Annotated in this window: 18 protein-coding genes; 13 read left to right on the top strand and 5 right to left on the bottom strand. The window is 36.0% G+C overall.

Translation table 11 applies throughout. The features are described 5' to 3' along the window. Nucleotides 1–45: 45 nt before the first annotated feature. From BW932_RS07625 to BW932_RS07605, 5 genes are all read right to left on the bottom strand, one after another. Entirely contained in the window at nucleotides 46–1,125 is a 1,080-nt protein-coding gene (locus BW932_RS07625; RefSeq protein ID WP_076386902.1) for an efflux RND transporter periplasmic adaptor subunit, read from the bottom strand. A 107-nt stretch (nucleotides 1,126–1,232) separates the two neighbouring features. Continuing rightward, the gene (locus BW932_RS07620) at nucleotides 1,233–2,528 is read right to left on the bottom strand and encodes a TolC family protein (protein ID WP_076386901.1); all 1,296 of its coding nucleotides are present in this window, start codon (nucleotides 2,526–2,528) and stop codon (nucleotides 1,233–1,235) included. Between the two features lie 151 nt (nucleotides 2,529–2,679). Beyond that, the gene (locus BW932_RS07615) at nucleotides 2,680–3,114 is read right to left on the bottom strand and encodes an OsmC family protein (protein WP_076386900.1); all 435 of its coding nucleotides are present in this window, start codon (nucleotides 3,112–3,114) and stop codon (nucleotides 2,680–2,682) included. 4 nt (nucleotides 3,115–3,118) lie between these two features. Then, the gene (locus BW932_RS07610; RefSeq protein ID WP_076386899.1) at nucleotides 3,119–3,430 is read right to left on the bottom strand and encodes a rhodanese-like domain-containing protein; all 312 of its coding nucleotides are present in this window, start codon (nucleotides 3,428–3,430) and stop codon (nucleotides 3,119–3,121) included. A 65-nt stretch (nucleotides 3,431–3,495) separates the two neighbouring features. Beyond that, entirely contained in the window at nucleotides 3,496–4,104 is a 609-nt protein-coding gene (locus BW932_RS07605; protein WP_076386898.1) for a Crp/Fnr family transcriptional regulator, read from the bottom strand. 246 nt (nucleotides 4,105–4,350) lie between these two features. Between BW932_RS07605 and BW932_RS07600 the strand changes: the two genes are divergently transcribed. From BW932_RS07600 to BW932_RS07540, 13 genes are all read left to right on the top strand, one after another. Then, a complete protein-coding gene (locus BW932_RS07600; RefSeq protein ID WP_084566474.1) occupies nucleotides 4,351–5,994 on the top strand; it encodes an APC family permease in 1,644 nt (547 codons plus the stop codon). A gap of 78 nt (nucleotides 5,995–6,072) precedes the next feature. After that, a complete protein-coding gene (locus BW932_RS07595; RefSeq protein ID WP_076386897.1) occupies nucleotides 6,073–7,095 on the top strand; it encodes a WD40/YVTN/BNR-like repeat-containing protein in 1,023 nt (340 codons plus the stop codon). Between the two features lie 51 nt (nucleotides 7,096–7,146). Next, nucleotides 7,147–8,505, top strand: coding sequence for an oxygen-independent coproporphyrinogen III oxidase (gene hemN / locus BW932_RS07590; RefSeq protein ID WP_076386896.1), 1,359 nt, complete (start codon nucleotides 7,147–7,149; stop codon nucleotides 8,503–8,505). A gap of 316 nt (nucleotides 8,506–8,821) precedes the next feature. Next, on the top strand, nucleotides 8,822–9,523 hold the full coding sequence (locus BW932_RS07585) for a VIT1/CCC1 transporter family protein (RefSeq protein WP_076386895.1): 702 nt from the start codon (nucleotides 8,822–8,824) through the stop codon (nucleotides 9,521–9,523). A 282-nt stretch (nucleotides 9,524–9,805) separates the two neighbouring features. Next, on the top strand, nucleotides 9,806–12,727 hold the full coding sequence (secD, locus tag BW932_RS07580; protein WP_076386894.1) for a protein translocase subunit SecD: 2,922 nt from the start codon (nucleotides 9,806–9,808) through the stop codon (nucleotides 12,725–12,727). Between the two features lie 529 nt (nucleotides 12,728–13,256). Next, complete coding sequence (locus BW932_RS07575; RefSeq protein ID WP_076386893.1) at nucleotides 13,257–14,480, top strand: TCR/Tet family MFS transporter; 1,224 nt, start codon at nucleotides 13,257–13,259, stop codon at nucleotides 14,478–14,480. A gap of 166 nt (nucleotides 14,481–14,646) precedes the next feature. Beyond that, entirely contained in the window at nucleotides 14,647–14,970 is a 324-nt protein-coding gene (locus BW932_RS07570) for a Sec-independent protein translocase subunit TatA/TatB (RefSeq protein WP_076386892.1), read from the top strand. A 1-nt stretch (nucleotide 14,971) separates the two neighbouring features. Then, nucleotides 14,972–15,550 (top strand): phosphatase PAP2 family protein, encoded by a 579-nt coding sequence (locus BW932_RS07565; RefSeq protein WP_076386891.1) that lies wholly within the window; start codon nucleotides 14,972–14,974, stop codon nucleotides 15,548–15,550. 106 nt (nucleotides 15,551–15,656) lie between these two features. Beyond that, entirely contained in the window at nucleotides 15,657–18,494 is a 2,838-nt protein-coding gene (gene polA / locus BW932_RS07560) for a DNA polymerase I (RefSeq protein ID WP_076386890.1), read from the top strand. 716 nt (nucleotides 18,495–19,210) lie between these two features. Further along, nucleotides 19,211–19,654, top strand: coding sequence for a transposase (locus BW932_RS07555; protein WP_245820690.1), 444 nt, complete (start codon nucleotides 19,211–19,213; stop codon nucleotides 19,652–19,654). 98 nt (nucleotides 19,655–19,752) lie between these two features. Next, a complete protein-coding gene (locus tag BW932_RS07550) occupies nucleotides 19,753–20,019 on the top strand; it encodes a YciI family protein (RefSeq protein ID WP_076386889.1) in 267 nt (88 codons plus the stop codon). 3 nt (nucleotides 20,020–20,022) lie between these two features. After that, nucleotides 20,023–20,901, top strand: a complete 879-nt coding sequence (locus BW932_RS07545; protein ID WP_076386888.1) for a glycosyltransferase family 2 protein — start codon at nucleotides 20,023–20,025, stop codon at nucleotides 20,899–20,901. A gap of 2 nt (nucleotides 20,902–20,903) precedes the next feature. Beyond that, nucleotides 20,904–22,529, top strand: coding sequence for an amidohydrolase (locus tag BW932_RS07540; RefSeq protein ID WP_245820684.1), 1,626 nt, complete (start codon nucleotides 20,904–20,906; stop codon nucleotides 22,527–22,529). The last annotated feature ends 3 nt before the right edge of the window (nucleotides 22,530–22,532 follow it).

Below are 22,532 nucleotides of genomic sequence, written 5' to 3'. Positions count from 1 at the left end.
AAAACTGATATCATCGTTACATAGGTCAATTATTACATCGTTACATTACTTTGTTGTTATTTTCGCTCCGTTGTATAATTTTCCTTGCGCCGAAACGATATAAGATTCTTTTGAATTTAATCCCGATAAAACTTCGATTTGGTCGCCAAAATCTTTCCCAGTTTTCACCCAACGAAGAACTGCGGTATTGTTTGAACTTATCGTGTAAACTCCCGTTAACTGTCCTTTTTCTACCAAAGCTGATTTTGGAATCATCACGCTTTCCTGGAAATCCTGATTCACTTTTCCCGCATTTTTAAAAGGAAATTGTACATTCACAAACATGCCCGATAATAAATTCGCACTGTTGGAAACATTCACTTTCACCATATATTGACCACCCGTGTTTGCTGATGATTTGCTAATTTCGGAAACGGTTCCTGCTATTTCTTGGTTGGTGGATTTTAAGGTAATTTTTACTGGCATTCCTTGATTTATTAAAGTAATATTCTGCTCCGAAACCAAAACTTGTGCTTGCAAAGTTGAAGGTGATTCTATGGTTAACAAAGGCATTCCTGGACTTGCCATATCGCCTTGTGCTGCAAATTTTGCAGTGATTACTCCAGAAATTGGTGCGGTAATATTGGTGTAACGGTATTGTGAATTGACTTCACTTTTCATTGCGTTTGCAGCATCTAATCCAGCTTTTGCCATTTCGTAGCGCGCTCTCATATCATCGAGTTCTTTTTGGGAAGCACTTTGATTTTTATATAAATTAGAAAAGCGATCGTAGTCTTTTTTAGAGATATTATAATTTGCTTGTGCTTGAGAAATCTGCGCATTGGCTTGTCCGCCTTTTGCCTGAATATCGGTAGAATTAATACTTACCAAAAGTTGACCTGCATTGACGTTTTGGCCAACTTCGGCTTTCATTCCAGTGATATAACCCATCATTCTGGTACTTACATTGACTGCGTTTTTTGCGACTAATTTTCCACTCGCGCTTGCATAAGCTCCTTCGGAATTATTTCCGGATTGATTGACAGCTACTTGAATGGGCTTCTGAGAGAGTGTTGCATCTTTTTCGTCGGCAGAGCAACTTATCGATAATCCTAAAAGTAGGACGGAGTAAACTAATATTTTCATTGTATTGATTTTAGAGGTTAGATTTTAGAAATTAGATTTTAGGGGTTAGCAGTTAAAAGTTGCTTTTCTTAGGCATTTTCTAATGTCTAACTGCTCATATCTAACTTCTATCGTAAAAATTTATAATATTCTAAAGCCGAATTGTATTCGAAAATTGCTTGTTGATGTTCCAGTTCTTTTTGTGACATCATGGTCTCTGCAGAAAGCAGATCAGAGGATTTTTCTAAACCTTGATTGTATCTGTTTTTTCGGATTCTGTAGGCTTCTGCACTTTGTTCCCAGGATAATTTGGTCAAAGAAACTTTTTTGTCAGCATCTAAAACCTGTCGGTAAGATTTGTTGAGTTCTAACTGATTTTGCTTTTGATATTGCTGAATTTCCGTTTGTGCTTTTGATAGATCTGCTCTGTATTTTTCCTTTTCGCTTTTGGCTTTTAAACCATCGAAAACATTCCAGGATAATTGCAATCCAAGCAAATAACCATTGCCATTGAATCGGTACACTTTGTTATCATTTAATTCAAAACTTCCGAAGGCATTTAATTTTGGTAAAAATTTCGCATCCGCAGATTTCATCATATAATCATAAGCTTCCAAAGACTTCTCGTAGGCTTGTAAATCTTTTCTGTTTTTGTTTAAACTTGGGTTTTGCTCCACGATATTTTCCTGATAAGAAAATTCATCCATCGGTTTGAATACTTTATTTTCCGAAACTTCATTCAATAAAAAATAAAGATAATCGGAGGCATTTCTCACATTTGATTTGGCGTATTGAATTTGACTTTCAATTTCAGAAACACGAACATTCATATACAAAACTTCAGATTTCTGAATCATGCCGTTTTTGTAATAATTGTCGATTACTTTTTTGTTGGCAAGAGTGGTGTTTTTGGCTTCTTCTAAAACCTTCACTACTTTATATGCCATTTGTAACTGTAGATATGCTTTATTCAAATCGAACTGAAGATATTCTTTCGTACGTTCTGCTTTTATTTTCAAAACATCTAGTTTCACTTCGCCCGCTTTTTTCTGATAAATGGCATCTTTATTAAAAATCGGTTGCTGAACTTCTAATTTCGTGGCGAAATTGAAAATGTTATCAGGTTTATTTAACTGCTCTGGATTAAAATCCATCATCGTAATTCTTGATTGGTTAAGTTTTGTACCAAAAGCCATCAAAGGACTGTTTGTAGCAGCTCCCGTGTAGGAAGCCGTAATGTTAGGTAAGTACATGGCGCGACTTTCTAGCAGACTTGCTTTGGCAATATTTACATCATCGTTTGCTAATTTGAGAGATAAATTTTGTCCTTCAATTCTGGTTTCCAGATCTTTTTTTGAAATTTGAATGGTATCTTGACCGAAAAATTTTGTTGAAATAAATAGTAGAAATAGTACTTTCTTCATGTCTTATTAATTTGATGACAAAAGTATTGCAGTAAAGAATCCTGCACAGTGACAAAGGTTACACAGCTAAAAAAATAGTGAGGATTTTGAAGATTTTACATAAAAAAACCTCAATTGCTCGAGGTTTAAAAAAAAGTGATGAAAATATGTTTTACTTTAAAATGATGTTTGTATTCATAGTCACTTTTGATTTGATCGAATTAGAGATCAAACAGTGCTGCTCTGATTTTTGCAAAACACGGTCTGCTTTTTCACGGTCGCTTTCATTGGCAATGGTTACGGTAGGTTCTAAAATAACTTCAGTCATTAAGAATTTACCTTCTATTTGTTCTAATTTTCCATGAGATTTACAGGAAAATGCCGTGAACTCTAATTTTGAGTTTTCTGCGATGGATAAAAAAGTCGTCATTAAACAACTTGCAACCGCAGAAGTAAACAAATGTTCTGGAGACCATATTCCTTCTACACCATTGGGAAATTGAGGGGGAGTTGCGATTTCTATCACTGTGGAAAGTTCCGGAGAAGACATTTCTCCTTGTCGCTCTTTGGTCCACGAAATATCTACGTTATATAAATGAGGTTCCATATTTTTAAATTTTACCGTTTAAACTTCCCCAACCGCCACCATTGTGCACATCGGTATAACCATTTTTTGAAAGAATTGTTTTTGCCGAACCACTTCTCATTCCGGATGCACAACATGTAATAATCGTCTTGTTTTTGTCTTTTAATTTTGAAAGATTATTTTGAAGTTGATCCACAGGAATATTGATGGAACCTTTAATATGACCACCTGCAAATTCTCTTTTGCTGCGAACATCAAGGATAATTGCCCCTTTTTTTACCAAGTCTGCGTAATCGGTTTTCGTGAAGCCGAAAAATTGATTAATTGTATCTAACATAAGTTTGCGTATTTGATTGATACTGCAAATTTAAGTCAGGGAAATGAAGACTTCAGTAATCAATATCACAGAAGCTCAATTTTATTTCGGGAAAGAATGAGGAGGTTTTCTTTTTCCATTTGTTTGAGGACACGACTTGTCGCTTCGCGCGTAATTCCCAGTTCATCGGCTAATTGCTGATGCGTTACCGAAATTTCTTTGGATTGATAAAGCTGTGTTTTCTGCTTGATGAGGTGTAAAAGTCGGGTGTCAATTTTCTGAAAAGCCACAGAATTCACGACCTCTAATAATTCTTCAAACCGCTTTTGATAAAGGTTAAAGATAAAATCTGTCCACTCCGGATATTTTCTTACCCATTCTTTGGCTTTGTCGGCAGGAATCAACATAATTTCAGCATCTTCCTCCACAATGGCTTTGATTTTCGAAGTTTCATTTTTCATTCCTGCCAAAATAGAAACGATGCAGCTTTCTCCGGGCGTCAGATAATAGAGGAGGATTTCGCGGCCATCTTCTTCGGTTCTGATGACTTTCATACTGCCCGAAATCACCACAGGAATATGTTTGATATAAGAATCCATATTCACAATGGTATCGCCCGCTTCGAAATGTTTCAGGTTACCAGAATTTTCAATTTCTTTCACCAAATCGGACTGGAAAATATCTTTTAAATTCATGGTTTAAAGGTAATCAATTTTATCTTCCAGCACTTTGTTTCAAAGGTTTTAAAAAGGGAATTTTACAAATAAGACGAAATGTATATTTAAAAAAGCATTATTAATTTTTAAACTTTTTATGTTTTTATTATGAAAGTCAGTTTTTTATCGATTTTTAAAAGAGTTTTTGAAAAAGAAATTGAGAAAGAATAGTTAATAATTACTAAATTTTTATATTTTTGGAAATCTTAAAAATAATTATATCGTATGTCAAATATTTGGATGAAAAAACCAATGGAAGCTTATGAAGCTGACATTAAAAAAAGTGAATTAAAAAGGGTTCTTGGAAAATGGAGTCTTACTGCTATTGGTATTGGAGCAATTATCGGAGGAGGAATTTTCGTTCTTACCGGTACTGGAGCTTATTATAATGCGGGTCCTGCTTTGGCATTATCTTTTGTAATTGCTGGGATTGCTTGTGTTTTTGCGGCTTTATGTTATGCTGAATTTGCTTCTATTCTTCCTGTCGAAGGATCGGCTTATGCTTATGCGTACGGAACGGTAGGTGAAATTTTCGCATGGATCATCGGATGGGGATTGATTTTAGAATATGCAATGGGATCAATGACTGTTGCTGTTTCTTGGTCTGGCTATTTTGCGAAAATGTTGAAAATGGTAGGTCTTCATTTGCCTTATTGGATGACCACCGATCCCGGAACTGCCAATAAAGCATTCGGCGAAGCATCCCGACAAATCGCGGCAGGAAATTTATCTTTAGAAAAATTGCAAACTTTTCAAGAAACAATAAGCAATTTCAATGCAGCACCTGAGCTTTTCAATATGAAGCTTTTCTTAAATCTTCCGGCTTTATGTATTGTATTGTTTGTGATTTCAATTTTGATAAGAGGTACAAAAGGTGCTGCAAAAGCCAATAACTTTATTGTAGTTTTAAAAGTTTCCGCAATTATTTTTGTAATTATTGCCGGAATTTTCTTTATCAATGTTGATAATTGGATGCCTTTCATTCCTGCAGCGACAACCATTACCGAGAATGGGGTTTCTCATCCCGCATACGGAATTAGCGGAGTTGTAGCCGGTGCATCAGCAATATTCTTTGCTTATGTTGGTTTTGATGCGGTTTCTACGCAAGCTGGCGAAGCCATTAATCCTAAAAAAGACGTTCCATTTGCTATTATTACTTCATTAATAGTATGTACAGTTTTGTATATCTTGGTTTCATTGGTATTAACAGGAATGATGCATTATACTGATTTCAATCCTTTAGGTAAATATCCAGACGCAATCAAAGCTCCAGTTGCTTACGCATTTGATATTGCAGGACAAGCTTGGGCAGGTTATATTATCACCATTGCAGCAACAATAGGATTAATTTCTGTATTGATGGTAATGATTATGGGACAATCGAGAATTTTCCTTGGAATGTCCAAAGATGGTTTAATCCCAAAAACATTCTCTAAAGTAAATCCTACAACGGGCGTACCTAAAAAAAATCTGATGATTTTGGGAGCAATAATTGCTGTTGTGGCATCGCTTACACCGATTAATGAATTGGCTCACATGACAAGTTTTGGGACATTGTTTGCATTTACAATGGTTTGCGTGGCGGTTTGGGTTCTTCGAGTGAAACAGCCTAAATTAGAGAGAAGTTTCAAAGTTCCGGCTTTGCCTGTTATCGCTTGTTTGGGAATTGTAATTAATATTTATTTAATTTTTAATTTAAGTAAAGAAGCGCAGATGTATTCAATTGCATGGTTGATTTTAGGATTCATTATTTATTTCGTGTACAGTAAAAGAAATTCGAAATTACAAAATGGTGGTTACGGAGAAACTTTCACTGCCGAACAACAACCTTTGGAAGAATTTGATATTGATATAGACAACAAAAAATAAATTCAACAAATAAACAACTCAATATCCCGTCTTTTATGGCGGGATTTTTTTTGCTATTTTTGATTAAATTAAAATCCAATGAAAAAACTCTTTTGTTTTCTAATAATTTCATTTTTTTTAAATTTTGCTCTTGCGCAGAAAGTGGAGATTCAAACTTTATTGAAAGATGATATCTCCATTCGCGCATTTCAGATTTATGATGGAAAAGTGTGGTATTCCGGTACCCATTCTAAATTTGGATATGTCAGTTTAAAAGATTCTGCGGATAAGAAGCAGATGAAACTTTCTGATAAAAAGTTGGAATTTCGAACATTAGCGCAGGATTCAAAAAATTTTTATACAATTAATATTTTAAGCCCGGCTAATTTTTTTAAGATTGATAAGAAGTCTTTAAAATCTGAAATCGTATTTAAAGATACTGCAAAAACTGCTTTTTATGATGCGCTTCATTTTGGTAAAGATGGATTCGGTTTTGCGTTAAGTGATCCAAACGGAAAAGAAGCTGCTATTTCATCCCTGAGAATTGGAGGTAAAGTTTGGCAAAAATGTAGTGGAAATTGTTTGCCGGAATTTATAATTGGCGAAGCGGCATTTGCTGCAAGTAATACCAATATTGCTTCATCGAAAGAACAGATGTGGTTTGCAACTGGCGGTTTGTCTTCGAGAATTTTTAGACAAAATATTAAATCATGCAAATGGGAAGTTTTCGAAACCCCATTCATCCAAGGAACTTCTTCCCAAGGAATTTATTCCATCGACTTCTTCGACAAAAATTTCGGAATCGCAGTCGGCGGAGATTACACCAAACAAGCCGAAAACATCAACAATATCGCAACCACCAATGATGGCGGAAAAACCTGGCAAATTCAAGCATCTGGAAAAAACGGCGGTTACAAAACCTGTGTAAAATTTCGACCAAAATCAAAAGGAAAAGACATCATCGCAGTGGGTGATCAAAACATCGAATTCTCCCAAGATTATGGCAAAACCTGGAAAACCATTTCCGAAGAAAAAGGATTATTCGTTTGCGAATGGATTGATGAAAACACCCTTGTTTTCGCGGGGAAAAACAGAATTGTGAAAATGAAAATGAGTTTTTAAACTAATAAAACTCATACTTCATAACTCAGACTTAATCCTTAATTTTGCCGCATGAATTCCCTAATCGACAAATATAATATTCCCGGACCGCGTTATACTTCTTATCCTACCGTTCCTTTTTGGGACGAAACTCAGTTTTCGAGTGAATTATGGCAACAATCCGTCATTAAAAGTTTTAATGAAACCAATGATTCCGAAGGAATTTCAGTTTATATTCACCTTCCTTTTTGCGAAGCTTTATGTACGTTTTGTGCGTGTCACAAAAGAATCACGAAAAAACATTCCGTAGAAACTCCGTATTTAGAGACCGTTTTGAAAGAGTGGGATTTGTACGTGAATCTTTTCGGCAGAACTCCAAAAATTAAAGAACTTCATTTAGGAGGCGGAACTCCAACGTTTTTCTCCCCAGAAAATTTGAGAATATTATTGGAAGGAATTTTTTCTAAAGCCGAAATTGCGGAAAATCCAGAATTTTCCTTTGAAGGACATCCAAATAATACCACGAAAGTACATTTGCAGACTTTATTCGATTTAGGTTTTAGTCGATGCAGTTTTGGGGTTCAGGATTATGACCCGAAAGTTCAAAAAGCCATCAACAGAATTCAGCCTTTCGAAAACGTAAAAAATGTGACAGAATGGGCAAGAGAAATTGGCTACAAAAGCGTTTCCCACGATTTGGTTTTCGGTTTACCTTTTCATACTTGGGAAAAAATGGAATTTTCCATCCGCAAAACTTTAGAATTGAAACCCGATCGATTGGCGTTTTATTCGTACGCGCATGTTCCCTGGATCAAAGGAGTTGGGCAACGTGGTTTCGATGAAAATGATTTGCCAAGTGGTGAAGAAAAAAGAAAACTCTATACGAACGGAAAAAAACTTCTAGAAGAATTAGGCTACATCGAAGTAGGAATGGATCACTTTGCTTTGGAACATGATGACCTTTATCAATCGATGATTTCCGGCGATATTCACCGAAATTTCATGGGATATTCCTCCAGCAAAACCCAATTGATGGTTGGTTTGGGAATGTCTGCAATTTCCGATTCATGGTATGCTTTTGCGCAAAATGATAAAAGTGTGGAAGAGTATCAAAATTTGGTGGAACAAGGAATTATTCCCGTTGTTAAAGGACATATTTTGAATGAGGAAGATTTGATTATTCGCAAACATATTTTGAATTTAATGTGCCGTTTAGAAACTTCGTGGGATTTGCAAAATACTTTCCCGGAAATCGAAAACGCTTTAGAATCATTAAAAGAAATGGAAAAAGACGGTTTGGTAGAAATTTCCGAAAACACCATTAAAATCACAGAAAAAGGTCGTGCTTTCACCCGAAATGTGGCCATGACTTTTGATTTAAGAATGATGAGAAACAAACCCGAAACCCGAATTTTTTCGATGACGATATAAGTGAAAAAAGAGATTTGAGCGCGTTTTTTTATAATTTGAATTCTGAAAGAGAAGAGATTTATAATCCTCAATTGGAATCTTCAAAGCCCCAAAAAAGGCAAATTCGTGAGTTCTTGAAAACCTGAAAGAAATAAAAATGAAACCTTGAAACAGGATGAAAATTTCAATTTTCAAAATGTCTTCTAAATTTTCGGTACCTTCGATTAGAAAAGTTTTGTCTAAATAATAAGGAGCTGAACCTAAAATATTGCGAATTTGATTCCTTGAAAGATTTCTTAATTGACCCTCTGTACAACTTCAAATAAAAAAATACAAAATGGCAAACCTCGATACTTACTTAGATTCCCACTTTATTCACCGAAGTAATTGGTTAAGAGCCGCAGTTTTGGGTGCAAATGATGGGATTATTTCCGTTTCCAGTTTAGCAATTGGTGTTGCAGCTGCAAGCAAATCGGTGGAGCCTATTGTTTTGGCAACGGTTGCTGCTTTGGTTGCAGGTGCTTTGTCGATGGCTGCAGGAGAATATGTTTCTGTAAGTTCCCAAACTGACATCGAAAAAGCAGATATTGAAAGGGAGCAAAAGGAATTAGAAGAAATGCCGGAAGAGGAACTGAAAATGCTCGCACAAATTTATGAAAAGCGAGGCCTTAAAAAAGAAACGGCAATGACTGTTGCCCTCGAATTAACGCAACATGATGCTTTAGGAGCGCATATTCGTGATGAATTGGGAATCAACGAAATCAGTCAGGCTCATCCGATTCAGGCAGCTTTGGCTTCAGGAAGTTCTTTCATCGCAGGTGGTGTTTTGCCGCTTTTGGTCGTGCTTTTTGCACCTCTCAAAGGAATGGAATATTGGCTGTATGGTTTCACCATTATTTCTCTGGTTTTATTGGGTGCTCTTGCCGCGAAAACCGGTGGTTCAAGTATTATGAAAGCCGTTTTAAGAGTGACGATTTGGGGAACAATTGCGATGGGATTATCAGCATTTGTTGGTTATTTATTCGGTGTTAATGTTTAAGGATTTTCATGAAATTTCCACCTCAACTTCAGTTTACCAATCAGGATTTTAGAATACCATTCGAATAATAAAATATTCTACTCAAAAAACAAGTTCTACAATTTCGATTTTTTCACGAATTCGTGAGAAAATGTACCTATTTATATCCTTTTTTGAGCAAACATATAAGCTTTCCTCAACAACACAGAAGGAAATTTTAAAATCAATTGTTAAATAATTCTTAATTGTAGTGAAAATCATTATATTTGCCGACTATAATTTTAATGTTGTAAACTATTAACAATGCAAGGAAAAGGACTTATTACGCTGGTTGCGGTTATTCTGGGACTTATCTGTCTTAACGAATTGTTACCAACTTGGTACGCTAGTAAAATCGAAAAACAAGCCACCGAGTTTGCAGGGAACAATCCCGTAAAATATAAGAAAGAACTCGATCGTCTTTCTAAAGACACTCTGAATCTCGGTTTTACAAAATTGTATTATTCCCGAGCGAAAGAGAGAGAAATGAAATTGGGGCTGGATTTGAAAGGCGGTATCAACGTTCTTTTGGAAATCAACCACAGAGATTTGGTCAACGATTTGACCAACTATTCTACCAATCCAATTTTGCTCGAAACACTCGACAGAACGGATAAAGATCAGAAAAATTCTACCAAAGCGTACATCGAGAATTTCTTTACAGAATTCGACGCTGTAAATGCAGAAAAGAAAACCAACCTTAAACTTGCAGATCCGGAGATTTTCGGGAACACCAATCTAAGCGAGATTAAATATAATTCTACTGATGCTGAAGTAAAAAATATCATCCGTAAAAAAATTGAAGCTTCAGAAGGCGCTGCTTATGAAGTAATCAGAACGCGTATCGATAAAATGGGAGTTACGCAACCAAACGTGCAAAAAGTTCCGGGAACAGGAAGAATTTCTGTGGAAATGCCGGGAAGTAAAGATATTGACCGTGTGAAGAAAATGCTTCAAACTTCTGCAAAATTACAATTCTGGGAAGTTCAGCAACCACAGGAAATTTTACCGTACTTCGAGCAACTTAGTACCTTGATTGCTGCAAAGGGAGATTCTATGGGTGTTCCTAAAAACACAAATTTTGTGAACTTGATGCAATTGAATTCTTTGAGAGCAAATGGAGTAGGAAATATCAAACTTTCAGATACTGCGATTGTTAACAAAGTTTTAAATTCTGATTTAGCTAAAAAACTTCGTCCTACAAACCTGAAGTATTCGCAATTTGTTTGGGGTTACAAACCTGAAGCGAATGACGAAAATAATTTGGTTTTATACGCGATCAGAGGAAACATCAATCAGAAAGCTCCTGTTGATGGTGCAGTTGAATCTGCAAGAGTTAACTACGACGAAATGGGTAGAGTAGTTGTAGATATGCAAATGGATTCTAAAGGTTCCAAAGACTGGAAAACCATGACTGGGAAAAATGTGAACAAACCTGTTGCAGTAACTTTAGATAATATCGTTTATACCGCTCCAAATGTTGTTAATGAAATTCCAAACGGAAGAACACAAATCTCTGGAAATTTCTCACAACAAGAAGCGCAGGATTTAGTTGATGTTTTAGGTGCAGGAAAACTTCCGGCAAGTGCTAAAATTGTTCAGGCAGATGTTGTAGGACCTTCATTGGGAACGGAATCAATTAATGCAGGAATGCTTTCATTCGTTATCGCATTTTTAGTAATTGTTGCATATATTATTTTCTATTATGGTGGTGCCGGTGTTTTTGCAGTCATTGCAATGGTCATCAACTTGTTCTACATTTTCGGAATTATGGATTCTGTTGATGCAACACTTACCCTTCCAGGAATCGCGGGTATCGTACTTTCCATGGCAATGGCGGTAGATACGAACGTTATTATTTACGAACGAACCAAAGAAGAACTTTTCGCTGGTAAAACTATTTTAGAAGCCTACAAAGATGGTTTCAAACACGCTCTTTCTGCGATTATCGATGGTCACTCAACTACTATTCTTACCGCATTGGTATTGTATGTTTTCGGAACCGGACCAATCAAAGGTTTCGCTGTAACATTGATTATTGGTATCTTAATGACTTTCTTTACTTCTGTTTTATTATCAAGAGTAATGATTTTTGCCCGTTTGAATAAAGGGAAATCTCTTTCAGTTTGGACTCCTTTAACCAAAAATATTTTTAGAAATGTTTGGATTGATTTTATTGGAAAAAGAAAATATGCATATTTGTTTTCGGCTTTCTTAACCGTTGCGAGTCTTATTTCTATTGGAGTAAATGGATTTAAATATGGGATTGATTTTACTGGGGGTAGAAACTACGTCGTAAAATTTGATAAACCTATTGATGCAGAGGTTGCTGAAAAATCTTTAATTAAATTATTCCAAACTGCAGATGGTAAAAACTCTGCGGTAGAAGCAAAAACTTTCGGTAGTGGTAATCAGTTAAAAATCTCAACAGATTATCTAATTGACGATGAATCATTAAAGGCTGATCAAATAATTGAACAAAAATTATTCGATGGTCTGAAACAGAATCTTCCGCAAAATTTAACTTTAGCACAATTTAAAGCTGCAGACGTGAATCATGCAGGGATCGTTTCCTCTACTAAAGTGGGACCAACTGTTGCAGATGACATTAAAACAGGTGGATTGTACGCGGTAATTGCAGCTTTGGCTGGAATTTTCCTTTACATTTTAGTGAGATTTAGAAAATGGCAGTTCTCTTTGGGAGCAGTTGCAGGTCTTGCTCACGATGCAATTATTATTTTGGGAGCCTATTCGTTCCTTCACAAATACATGCCGTTTAATATGGAAATCAATCAGGATTTCATCGCGGCAATTCTAACCGTTTTGGGTTATTCCATCAATGATACTGTAATTGTATTCGATAGAATTCGGGAGTATTTAAGAGAGAAAAAATCCATCACTTTGGCTGGTTTGTTTGATGATTCTATTTCCAGTACTTTAGGAAGAACCTTCAATACCTCACTTACTACCATTTTGGTTATTTTGGCCATCTTCATTTTTGGGGGTGATAATCTACGAGGGTTTATGTTCGCCTTACTTTTGGGTATTGCTTTTGGAACCTATTCATCAATCTTTATTTCGTCAGCAATTGCTTACGATTTCCTGAGAGGAAAAGGAAAAGAAGAAAATCCACATGGCAGAACATCTGTTGATGTAGAAATTATTGACAAGAGAACTAAGAAATAAATGTTCTAAAAATAATAAATAGTCCTTCGAAAGAGGGACTATTTTTTTTGCCAATGAAAAACCCTTTCAGCCTTTCAAAGGCTGAAAGGGTTGTCTGTTTAAGTCAAGTCGTGCTGTAACGAGAATTTTCAAAATAAAACACCAGTTTATAAAGAAGAATCGGATCGTAGATTGAAAATTAGCAACACTTTTTTTAAATTATAAAAACTTCGCAAAAGTCAATAAATCATATGTTTTAAAAGAAATTTACCGCAGGTTAAGAAAGCATCACGCGTAGTCATCTTCAAAACCACACCAAGTATTTTTCAACAGCACACTTGAAGTTAACCAACAGCACACGTGAAGTCAATCAAGAGTACGCGTGATGTTAATCAATAGCACACGTCCTTTTTTTACAAAGCAAGGATTACCGATACTTTTCATCTCGGATCAACCGACAACCGACAACCGACAACCATCAACTTAAAATCATCAACCAACAACCAACAACCAACAATTTTTCCCCAAAAAACCTATCTTTACACCCGCAATGAAAAAAAATCAAAAATCCGCCGCCGTAGGTTTTATCTTCATCACTTTACTCATCGATATTACGGGATGGGGAATTGTGATACCCGTAGTTCCGAAATTGATCCAGGAATTGATTCATAATTCTGATATTAGTGTTGCCTCCCAATACGGAGGTTGGCTTAGTTTTGCATACGCCGGAATGCAGTTTATTTTTGCTTCTATTTTAGGCGGTTTAAGCGATAAATTTGGCAGAAGACCAATCATCCTTTTTTCCCTTTTAGGATTTTCCCTTAACTTTTTTATTCAAGCAATTGCTCCCACGATATTTTGGCTCTTTGTCGGCAGAATATTCTCTGGAGTTACCGGTGCAAGCATCACCACCGCAAGTGCTTATATCGCCGATGTTTCTACGGAAGAAAATCGTGCAAAAAATTTCGGAATGATCGGTGCCGCTTTTGGTTTAGGCTTTATTATCGGACCAGTTATCGGAGGATTATTGGGACAATTCGGTGCACGAGTTCCTTTTTATGCCGCTTCAGGTTTATGTTTGGTTAATTTTATCTACGGTTTGTTTATTCTGCCCGAAAGTTTAGACAAAGAACATCGGCGTGCTTTTAATTGGAGACGCGCAAATCCGGTAGGTTCCTTGTTGCAACTTCGAAAATATCCGCAGATTTTAGGATTAATCACGGCTTTAATATTTGTTTATATTGCAGGTCACGCCGTACAATCTAACTGGACTTTCTTTACCATGTACCGATTCAGTTGGTCCGAAAAAATGGTGGGTATCTCTCTTGGTGTTGCTGGTTTAATGGCCGCTTTGGTGCAGGGATATTTGATCCGGTTCATTCAGCCCAAATTAGGGAACGAAAAAAGTATTTTCTATGGTTTGCTGCTCTACGCATTAGGAATGATCCTCTTTGCCTTTGCCACAGAAAGTTGGATGATGTTTGCCTTTTTAATACCTTATGGTTTAGGTGGAATCGCAGGTCCAGCTTTGCAGTCCGTCATCTCATCTCAGGTTCCAAAAAATGAACAAGGCGAATTACAGGGCGCTTTGGCAAGTTTGGTGAGTTTAACCGCGATTGTGGGACCACCTTTGATGACCAATACTTTTTATTATTTCACGCATGATGAAGCACCATTCAAGTTTGCGGGAGCACCATTTTTTCTAGGGTTTGTTTTAATGATGATCAGTGCGGTAATGGTGTATTTTGTTTATAAAAAGAAACCAAGTTCATAGATTTATCGTATAGATTAGAAGGAATCTTATTTCAATGATAAGCGCTGTTTTGCGTGTTTTATGTGCCTTTAATGATAGAGAATATGTAAACTCTGCCGTATATTTTGTGATTAATTTAACTCGATTTAATGAAAACCAATACCATAAACTTTTGTAATTTTACACCATGGAATTAAGCATAGGAGAAATGATGTTAATCGCCGTAGCAATCGTAGTATTGTTCGGTCCCGATAAATTACCCAAAATCGCGCGCGACTTAGGTCAAGGCGTACGAAAAATGCGCGGTGCAATGGAAGATGTAAAATCTGAAATATTAAAGGAAACTGATAATCCTGTTTCGGAAATTAAAAGGGAAATCGAGAAAGTGAAAAAGGCTGCACAAGAGTATAATCCTATGAGTACTCTCGAAAAAGAAGCACTCGCAGAAAGAGAAATTCCTAAAGAAAATCTTGCAGAAAACGATCAACACGAAGGTCCAGTAAGCCGATAATATGTACGAAATTATTCAGGAAGATCAACAGGCTTTTCTTATTCTCAATAATTGGGGGAGTCAACCTTTCGATCAGTTTTGGATCATGGTTTCCGAAACTTGGATCTGGGCTCCGCTTTATGGCATCTTCCTTTATTTATTGTACAAAAATTTCAAACTGAAAAGTTTGGTCTTTATTCTTATTTTTCTTGGTTTAGGAGTTACCTTATCTGATCAGCTTGCAGGGATTTTCAAGACAGGAATTGGTCGTTTCAGACCTTGTCACGATCCTGCTTTAGACCACATGATGCGTGAAGTTAAATGCGGTGGTCAGTTCGGTTTTTATTCCAGCCATGCTTCCAATACTTTTTTTATCGTCACTTTTTTGAGCAGACTACTTTATCGTAAGTACAAATTCTTGCCCTATTTTCTATTCTTTTGGGCGATCGTGGTTTCTTACAGCCGAATTTATTTAGGCGTTCATTTTCCTTTAGATATTTTGATGGGTTCCGCCATGGGATTTTTATTGGGTGGATTGTTTTCAACATTCGCTTTGAAAGTCATCCACAAGCAAAATAAAGATGATTCTGTAAAAGGGTAATGTTTATTTTTCAAATGAGCCCCCAACTCCAAATTTCTAAAAGGTTTTAGAAAACCTAAGCGCTCTAACATCCTTGCTTCCCGTCAAAAATATTATCTTTGCTTTTATGACAACAGATAACGACAAACGCCTATTTTTAATCGATGCTTATGCCATGATTTTCCGTGGATATTACGCATTAATCAGAAGTCCCCGAATTACGAGCACCGGAATCGATACTTCTGCAATCTTTGGTTTTACCAATTCATTAATCGAATTGATTCGAAGAGAAAAACCCACGCATTTGGCTGTTGTTTTTGATGTTGGTCAAGCCAGTGTTAGAACCGTAGATTTCGCAGAATACAAAGCCAATAGAAGCGAAACTCCAGAAGCAATAAAACTTGCCATTCCGTATATTCACCGAATTCTGAAAGCCATGCACGTTCCCATTTTAGGATTGGAAGGTTTTGAAGCTGATGATGTGATTGGAACCATTGCCTGCAAAGCTGAAAAAGAAAACTACACCGTTTTTATGGTGACTCCTGATAAAGATTTCGCGCAGTTGGTTACGGATAAGATTAAGATCTACAAACCCGGTTTAAAAGGTGCGGAGTTCGAGATTTTAGGAGTTGAAGAAGTCAAAGCGAAATACGAAATAGAAGATCCCAAACAAGTGATCGATTTCCTTGCAATGATGGGCGACGCAGTTGATAATATTCCGGGATTGGAAGGAGTCGGCGAAAAAACCGCGAAGAAATTTCTAAAAGAATATGGCAGCATCGAAAATCTTTTGGCAAATACCGCAGATCTTAAAGGTAAAATAAAAGAAAAAGTAGAAAATTCTGCCGAACGTGGAATCCTTTCCAAAAAGTTAGCAACCATAATTTGCGATGCACCCATCGAGTTTCATCAGGAGCAATATGATCTCGATGAACCTGATTTCGAACAGGTAAAAGAAGTTTTCGATGAAATTGAATTTCGAAGATTGTATGAAAATTTGTACAGAGCGTTTAATCAGAATCAAGTAGCAAGAACCGAGAATCAAGATAATTCAACTAAAAAAAATACCGACAACCCACAACCGACAACCGACAACCAAACCATTCAACTCGATCTTTTCGCCGATTTCGAAGAATTAGATCAGGCAACGACGACGAAAAGCACCGTTTCAGACAGCGATCATTTATACCAATATATCGATTCTCCAAAAGCGCAGAAAGTTTTAGTACAGAATCTTTTGCAGCAAAAAGCGGTAAGTTTCGATACCCAAATTACTTCTTTGGATGAAATGGAAGCCGATTTAATCGGGATGAGTTTCAGCTATAAAAAAGGTTTGGCGTACTATATTCCGTTTTCTGAAAAGCGTGAGGAAGCCTTAGAAACCCTGGGAATTTTCCGTCCGTTTTTCGAAAAGAAAGAAATTGTAAAAATCGCTCATCATTTAAAAGCAGATTACAAAATTCTAAAACAATACGGAATCGAAGTCGAAGGTGCTATTTTCGATACGATGATTGCGCATTATTTGCTGAATCCAGATGGTCGTCATGCGATGGAATATCTATCTGAAATGTATTTGGGTTACAAACCAGTTGCGATAGAAACTTTAATTGGAAAAGGAAAAAATCAGATCAGTTTCAAGGAACTTTCTGTAGAAGAACAAACGAAATTCGCCGCTGAAGATGCCGATGTTTCCTGGAGATTATATGAAGTTTTCGAACCACAGCTGAAAATTGAAAACCTCGAAGATCTTTATTATAAAGTAGAAATGCCTTTAATGAAAGTGCTTGCAAAGATGGAACTCGAGGGAATTTCCCTTGATGAAAAATGGCTCGAACAAGAAAGCAAAGATTTAGAAAACGATCTTCGCAATCTTGAAAAAACAATTTTTGAACTTTCGGGCGAAGAATTTAACATGAATTCACCGAAACAATTGGGTGAAGTTTTATTTGAAAAAATGCAGCTCGATCCGAAAGCGAAAAAAACAAAATCCGGTCAATACGCAACTTCCGAGGATATTTTGCAGAAATTATCTTCGAAACATGAGATCATCAAACATATTTTAGAATACCGAACGTATCAGAAATTAAAATCTACTTACGTCGATGCGTTGCCTTTACAAATTGATAAAGACGATCATCGCGTTCATACGAATTTCTCTCAAACCACTGCTGCAACAGGAAGATTGGCAAGTGTAAATCCGAATTTACAGAATATTCCGATTCGTACTTTGCGCGGACAACAAATTCGAGGCGCTTTTGTCGCCAATCCCGGAAATAAATTGATTGCGGCGGATTATTCTCAAATTGAATTGCGCTTAATTGCTGCCCTTTCTGAAGAAGAAAACATGATCAAAGCGTTTCAGGATGGAGAAGATATCCACGCTTCTACCGCTTCAAAACTGTTTAATATTCCTTTAGAAGAAGTGACCAAAACGCAGCGTTCACAGGCAAAAACCGTCAATTTTGGAATTCTGTACGGACAAGGAGCTTTTGCTTTAGCGGAACAAACCGGACTGTCCCGAAAGGAAGCCAAGGAAATGATTGAATCCTACTACGAAACGTATCCGAAGCTGAAAAAATATATGGCGAATCAGGTCATCAAAGCGCAGGAAATGGGTTATGTTGAAACCATCTTAAACCGAAAAAGACATTTAAAAGACATTAATTCAGCCAATTTTGTCGTAAAAGCGCATGCGGAGAGAAACGCTGTAAATGCTCCAATTCAGGGAAGTGCAGCCGATGTGATCAAATTGGCGATGATTAAAATTGACGAAAAATTCACCGAAAAAAATCTGAAAACCAAAATGCTTTTGCAGGTTCATGATGAATTGGTGTTTGAAGCGCCGGAAGAAGAAGTCGACTTGGTTTCTGAACTCATCAAAACCGAAATGGAATCCGCATACAAAACCACCGTTCCTTTATTGGTGGAAGTAGGCGTAGGAAATAACTGGTTGGAAGCGCATTAAATTTTTATATTCAGGTGAGTTAGTCATTTAAAGTATTTTCAATTGTATTTTGCTTAAAAAAAACTCCAGCGGAGTTAAATCTCCGTAGAAAAATTGAAAAATTACGAGCAGCATTCCGTAGGAATGCTATCTCAATTAATACAGAGATAATATTCCAGTGGAATTTTATAAAAAATATAAAAATGAAATACGTTCACATCATTTCCAGGAAAGATGTACGGTTTAAAAAAAATATCATCAAAATTTTAATGACGTTATTTTTTAGGATTGAAATAAACTCCAGCGGAGTTTGATCTCTGTAGAAAAATTGGAATATTACGAGCAGCATTCCGTAGGAATGATATCTCAATTAATCCACGATTAATAGTTTCAAAAATGAGAGTACCTTTGATGTTCATGATGAATTATAAGATGAATTCCGAAGGAACGTTATCTTTTACTTCTTAAATGTAATGATACAGCAATAAAATTCCAGTGGAATTTTATAAAAAATATAAAAATGAAATACGTTCACATCATTTGCAGGAAAGATGTATGGTTTAAAAAAAAAAGTATCATCAAAATTTTAATGACGTTATTTTTTAGGACTAAAATAAACTCCAGCGGAGTTTGATCTCTGTAGAAAAATTGGAATATAACGAGCAGCATTCCGTAGGAATGATATCTCAATTAATCCATAATTAATATTTTCAAAAATGGCAAATACCTATTGACAAATCTACATTCAAGTTATTTTTGCCGTAAAATTCCGCGAAAGTAAAATTTCTGACGAGATGAAGAATGAAGTAGAAAAATACATTTGCGGAATTTTTAATAATAAGAAACAAAAAGTTTTAGCCATTTATGCCAATGCAGATCATATTCATATTTTCTTCTGTTACAGAAATATCAGTATTTCAATTCCCGATTTAATGAAAGTTGTAAAAGTTGAATCAACAAATTTTATCAATGAAAAGAAATTTTTGAGGAGTCCATTTTATTGGCAGGAAGGTTATGGAGCTTTTTCGTATTCAAAAAGCCAAAAGGAAAACGTAATCAATTACATTTTGAATCAGAAAGAGCATCATCAAAAGCGAAGTTTTAAAGACGAATATATCGGTTTTTTGAATAAATTTGAAATAGATTTTAAAAATGAATATATCTTTGATTTTCTAGATTAAAAAAAATGAATAGCGGAAATTTAATCTTCAGAGATACAATTCCTCCGTAATTTTTAGAAGCAACGAAAGAGTCAATTTCAATCAAAAAAATATAAACAATGAAAACAGTAGTTCTATACGAAAATCCCGGAGCCTCAATGGAGAAATTTATGGAAGTTTTTCCGCGTCACCAAGCGGTGGAAGATGAATTTGTAAAAGCCGGAAAAGTTTTAGGAATCGGAGCTTTCAAAATTCCAGGAGACGGAGCGATGGCAATTTTTATCGACAAAGAATCTGCCGATGATTTTGTGAGCCGCGATCCGTTCGCTGCGGAAGGTCTTTACACCAAAGTAACCATCAAAGAATGGGACGACGAAATTAAATAGAGAATGAAATTCCTCCTCATTATTCCCACCCACAACGAAGAAAAAAACATTCTTTTCACCTTGAAATCTTTGCAGCAGCAGACTTTTCAGGATTTTTTCTGCGTAATAGTGAATGATGGTTCTACTGATAAAACGAAGGAAATTGTTGAGAATTTTGTGGAAAATCATTCAAAATTTAAAATTCAAAATTTAGAATTATCAAAGCATGAACCGGGTGCAAAAGTCGTTCGCACTTTCAATAAAGGTTTAGAATCTGTTGATATAAAAGACTTCGATGTTATTTGCAAATTCGATGCAGACATTATTTTTCCCGCGGATTATTTGATGAAACTCAATGCCATTTATGAAACGAACCCAAAAGCAGGAATGGTTTCAGGTTTAGTGAAGATTAAAAAATCTATTTTCGAAAATAAACTGGCTTTCGATTTTAAAGATGAAAAGCATCAATGGAAATTTGAAAATCTTTCGTCTAAAAATCATGTTCGTGGTCCGATAAAATCGTACCGGAAAGAATGTTTCTTGGAAATGAATGGATTGCGACCGGTTTTAGGTTGGGACAATATTGATGTGATGTTGGCGAAAAAAAATGGGTGGGAAATCTTGACCATAAAAGATTTGTGGGTGAAACATTTACGCCCGACTGCATTTCAATATAAAAATCAGAAAGCCGAAAAGCTGGGCGAATATTTTTATAATATCGGTCTGAATTTACCATTAACAATGATTTCATCGGCAAAATCATCTTTAAAAAATCGATCTTTTTCTGAATTTTTTACCACGATGAAATCCTACTTAAAACAAAAAGGAATACGAAAATTATCGGATGAAGAAATCAAATTTATCCGAAAGTTACGCTGGAATGAAATGTTCCGAAAAAAATAAATATGATGAAAAAATTATTTTCCATTTTTACAATTTGCTTTACCCTGGTTTTGATGGCGCAAAAAAATGCTGATCTCATCATCACCAATGCTAAAATTTACACCGTCAATCAAAATTTTGATACGGCAGAATCGATGGTGATTTCCAACGGGAAAATTATGGCGATCGGAAAATCTACGGATCTGCTAAAAAAATTCAAATCGAAAAACATTCAAAATCTTCTGGGAAATACTGTTTTTCCTGGGTTGATCGATGCGCATTGTCATTTTACCGGTTTTGCAACGGATCAGTGGAAATGTGAATTGTGGGGTACCAAATCTTGGGAAGAAATCCTCAAGAAAATTTCAGAATATGCGAAAACGGCTCCGAAAGAATGGTTGTACGGAAGAAGTTGGGATCAAAATGATTGGGTAGTCAAAGAATTTCCAAACAAGGAAAAGCTGGATGAATTATTTCCAAACCGACCGGTTTATCTGAAAAGAATCGACGGTCACGCTGCAGTTGCGAATCAAAAAGCACTGGATATTGCGGGAATTACCAAAGATTCAAAAATTTTAGGTGGTGAAATTGAAGTAAAAAATGGAAAACTGACAGGAATTTTAGTCGATAACGCAATGCTTTTGGTAGAAAAACACATTCCGGAAATTGATGATGAATTGGCGATTCGGTATTTTTCAGATCTGCAAAAAACCTGCTTTTCTTATGGTTTAACTTCCTTGCATGACTGTGGAATTTCAGAAGAAACTTTAGAACTTTTGGAAAAGGCACAATCCCAAAATGTTTTAAAAATGAAAATTTTTGCTTTGATGAAAGACGATCCAGATTATTACGATCGATGGATCAAAAAAGGGAGATACATGAATAAAAATATAACAGTTGGAGGTTTCAAAGTGTATTCAGATGGCGCTTTAGGTTCCAGAGGCGCTTGTTTAAACCACGATTATGCGGATAAAAAAGGATGGAAAGGTTTTCTTTTGAGCGACCGAAAACATTTTGAAGATTTGGTAAAAAAACTAAAAAACAGTAATTTGCAAATGTGTACTCACGCCATTGGTGATTCTGCAAACCGAACGATTTTGCAAATTTATGGTGAGGTTTTAGGAATTAAAAATGACAGAAGATGGCGAATTGAACATGCGCAAATTGTTGACAAAAATGATTTTGATCTGTTCGGAAAGTATTCCATAATTCCTTCTGTTCAGCCTACTCATGCGACTTCTGATATGTATTGGGCGGAAGAAAGGTTAGGAAAAGATCGCTTGAAATATTCTTACGCGTACGAAGATTTATTAAAGCAAAACAGTTGGCTTCCTTTGGGAACGGATTTTCCGGTGGAAGAAATCAGTCCGTTGAAAACTTTTTATTCTGCGGTTGCGAGGAAAGATTCTAAACATTTCCCAGAAGGTGGATTTCAAAAAGAAAATGCTTTAACCAGAGAACAAGCTTTGCGTGGAATGACGATTTGGGCTGCAAAAGCTGCGTTTCAGGAAAATGAAATCGGAAGCTTGGAAGTTGGGAAATCCGGTGATTTTATTATTGTGGATCAGGATTTAATGACCGTTCCGGAAGTGAAAATTTTGGATACGAAAGTTTTGGAAACCTACAGCAATGGAAAAAAAGTATTTTAAAAT

The organism is Kaistella chaponensis (assembly GCF_900156725.1).
Classification (GTDB): Bacteria; Bacteroidota; Bacteroidia; order Flavobacteriales; family Weeksellaceae; genus Kaistella; species Kaistella chaponensis.
This window is presented reverse-complemented; position numbering and strand designations above follow the sequence as displayed.

Excerpts from the sequence above, each read along its gene's own strand:
- secD (WP_076386894.1), top strand. The coding sequence starts at position 9,806 with ATGCAAGGAAAAGGACTTATTACGCTGGTTGCGGTTATTCTGGGACTT.
- BW932_RS07615 (WP_076386900.1), bottom strand. The coding sequence starts at position 3,114 with ATGGAACCTCATTTATATAACGTAGATATTTCGTGGACCAAAGAGCGA.
- BW932_RS07585 (WP_076386895.1), top strand. The coding sequence starts at position 8,822 with ATGGCAAACCTCGATACTTACTTAGATTCCCACTTTATTCACCGAAGT.
- BW932_RS07625 (WP_076386902.1), bottom strand. The coding sequence starts at position 1,125 with ATGAAAATATTAGTTTACTCCGTCCTACTTTTAGGATTATCGATAAGT.
- polA (WP_076386890.1), top strand. The coding sequence starts at position 15,657 with ATGACAACAGATAACGACAAACGCCTATTTTTAATCGATGCTTATGCC.
- BW932_RS07540 (WP_245820684.1), top strand. The coding sequence starts at position 20,904 with ATGATGAAAAAATTATTTTCCATTTTTACAATTTGCTTTACCCTGGTT.
- BW932_RS07620 (WP_076386901.1), bottom strand. The coding sequence starts at position 2,528 with ATGAAGAAAGTACTATTTCTACTATTTATTTCAACAAAATTTTTCGGT.
- BW932_RS07595 (WP_076386897.1), top strand. The coding sequence starts at position 6,073 with ATGAAAAAACTCTTTTGTTTTCTAATAATTTCATTTTTTTTAAATTTT.
- BW932_RS07570 (WP_076386892.1), top strand. The coding sequence starts at position 14,647 with ATGGAATTAAGCATAGGAGAAATGATGTTAATCGCCGTAGCAATCGTA.
- BW932_RS07610 (WP_076386899.1), bottom strand. The coding sequence starts at position 3,430 with ATGTTAGATACAATTAATCAATTTTTCGGCTTCACGAAAACCGATTAC.
- BW932_RS07545 (WP_076386888.1), top strand. The coding sequence starts at position 20,023 with ATGAAATTCCTCCTCATTATTCCCACCCACAACGAAGAAAAAAACATT.
- BW932_RS07605 (WP_076386898.1), bottom strand. The coding sequence starts at position 4,104 with ATGAATTTAAAAGATATTTTCCAGTCCGATTTGGTGAAAGAAATTGAA.
- BW932_RS07565 (WP_076386891.1), top strand. The coding sequence starts at position 14,972 with ATGTACGAAATTATTCAGGAAGATCAACAGGCTTTTCTTATTCTCAAT.
- BW932_RS07550 (WP_076386889.1), top strand. The coding sequence starts at position 19,753 with ATGAAAACAGTAGTTCTATACGAAAATCCCGGAGCCTCAATGGAGAAA.
- BW932_RS07575 (WP_076386893.1), top strand. The coding sequence starts at position 13,257 with ATGAAAAAAAATCAAAAATCCGCCGCCGTAGGTTTTATCTTCATCACT.
- BW932_RS07600 (WP_084566474.1), top strand. The coding sequence starts at position 4,351 with ATGTCAAATATTTGGATGAAAAAACCAATGGAAGCTTATGAAGCTGAC.
- hemN (WP_076386896.1), top strand. The coding sequence starts at position 7,147 with ATGAATTCCCTAATCGACAAATATAATATTCCCGGACCGCGTTATACT.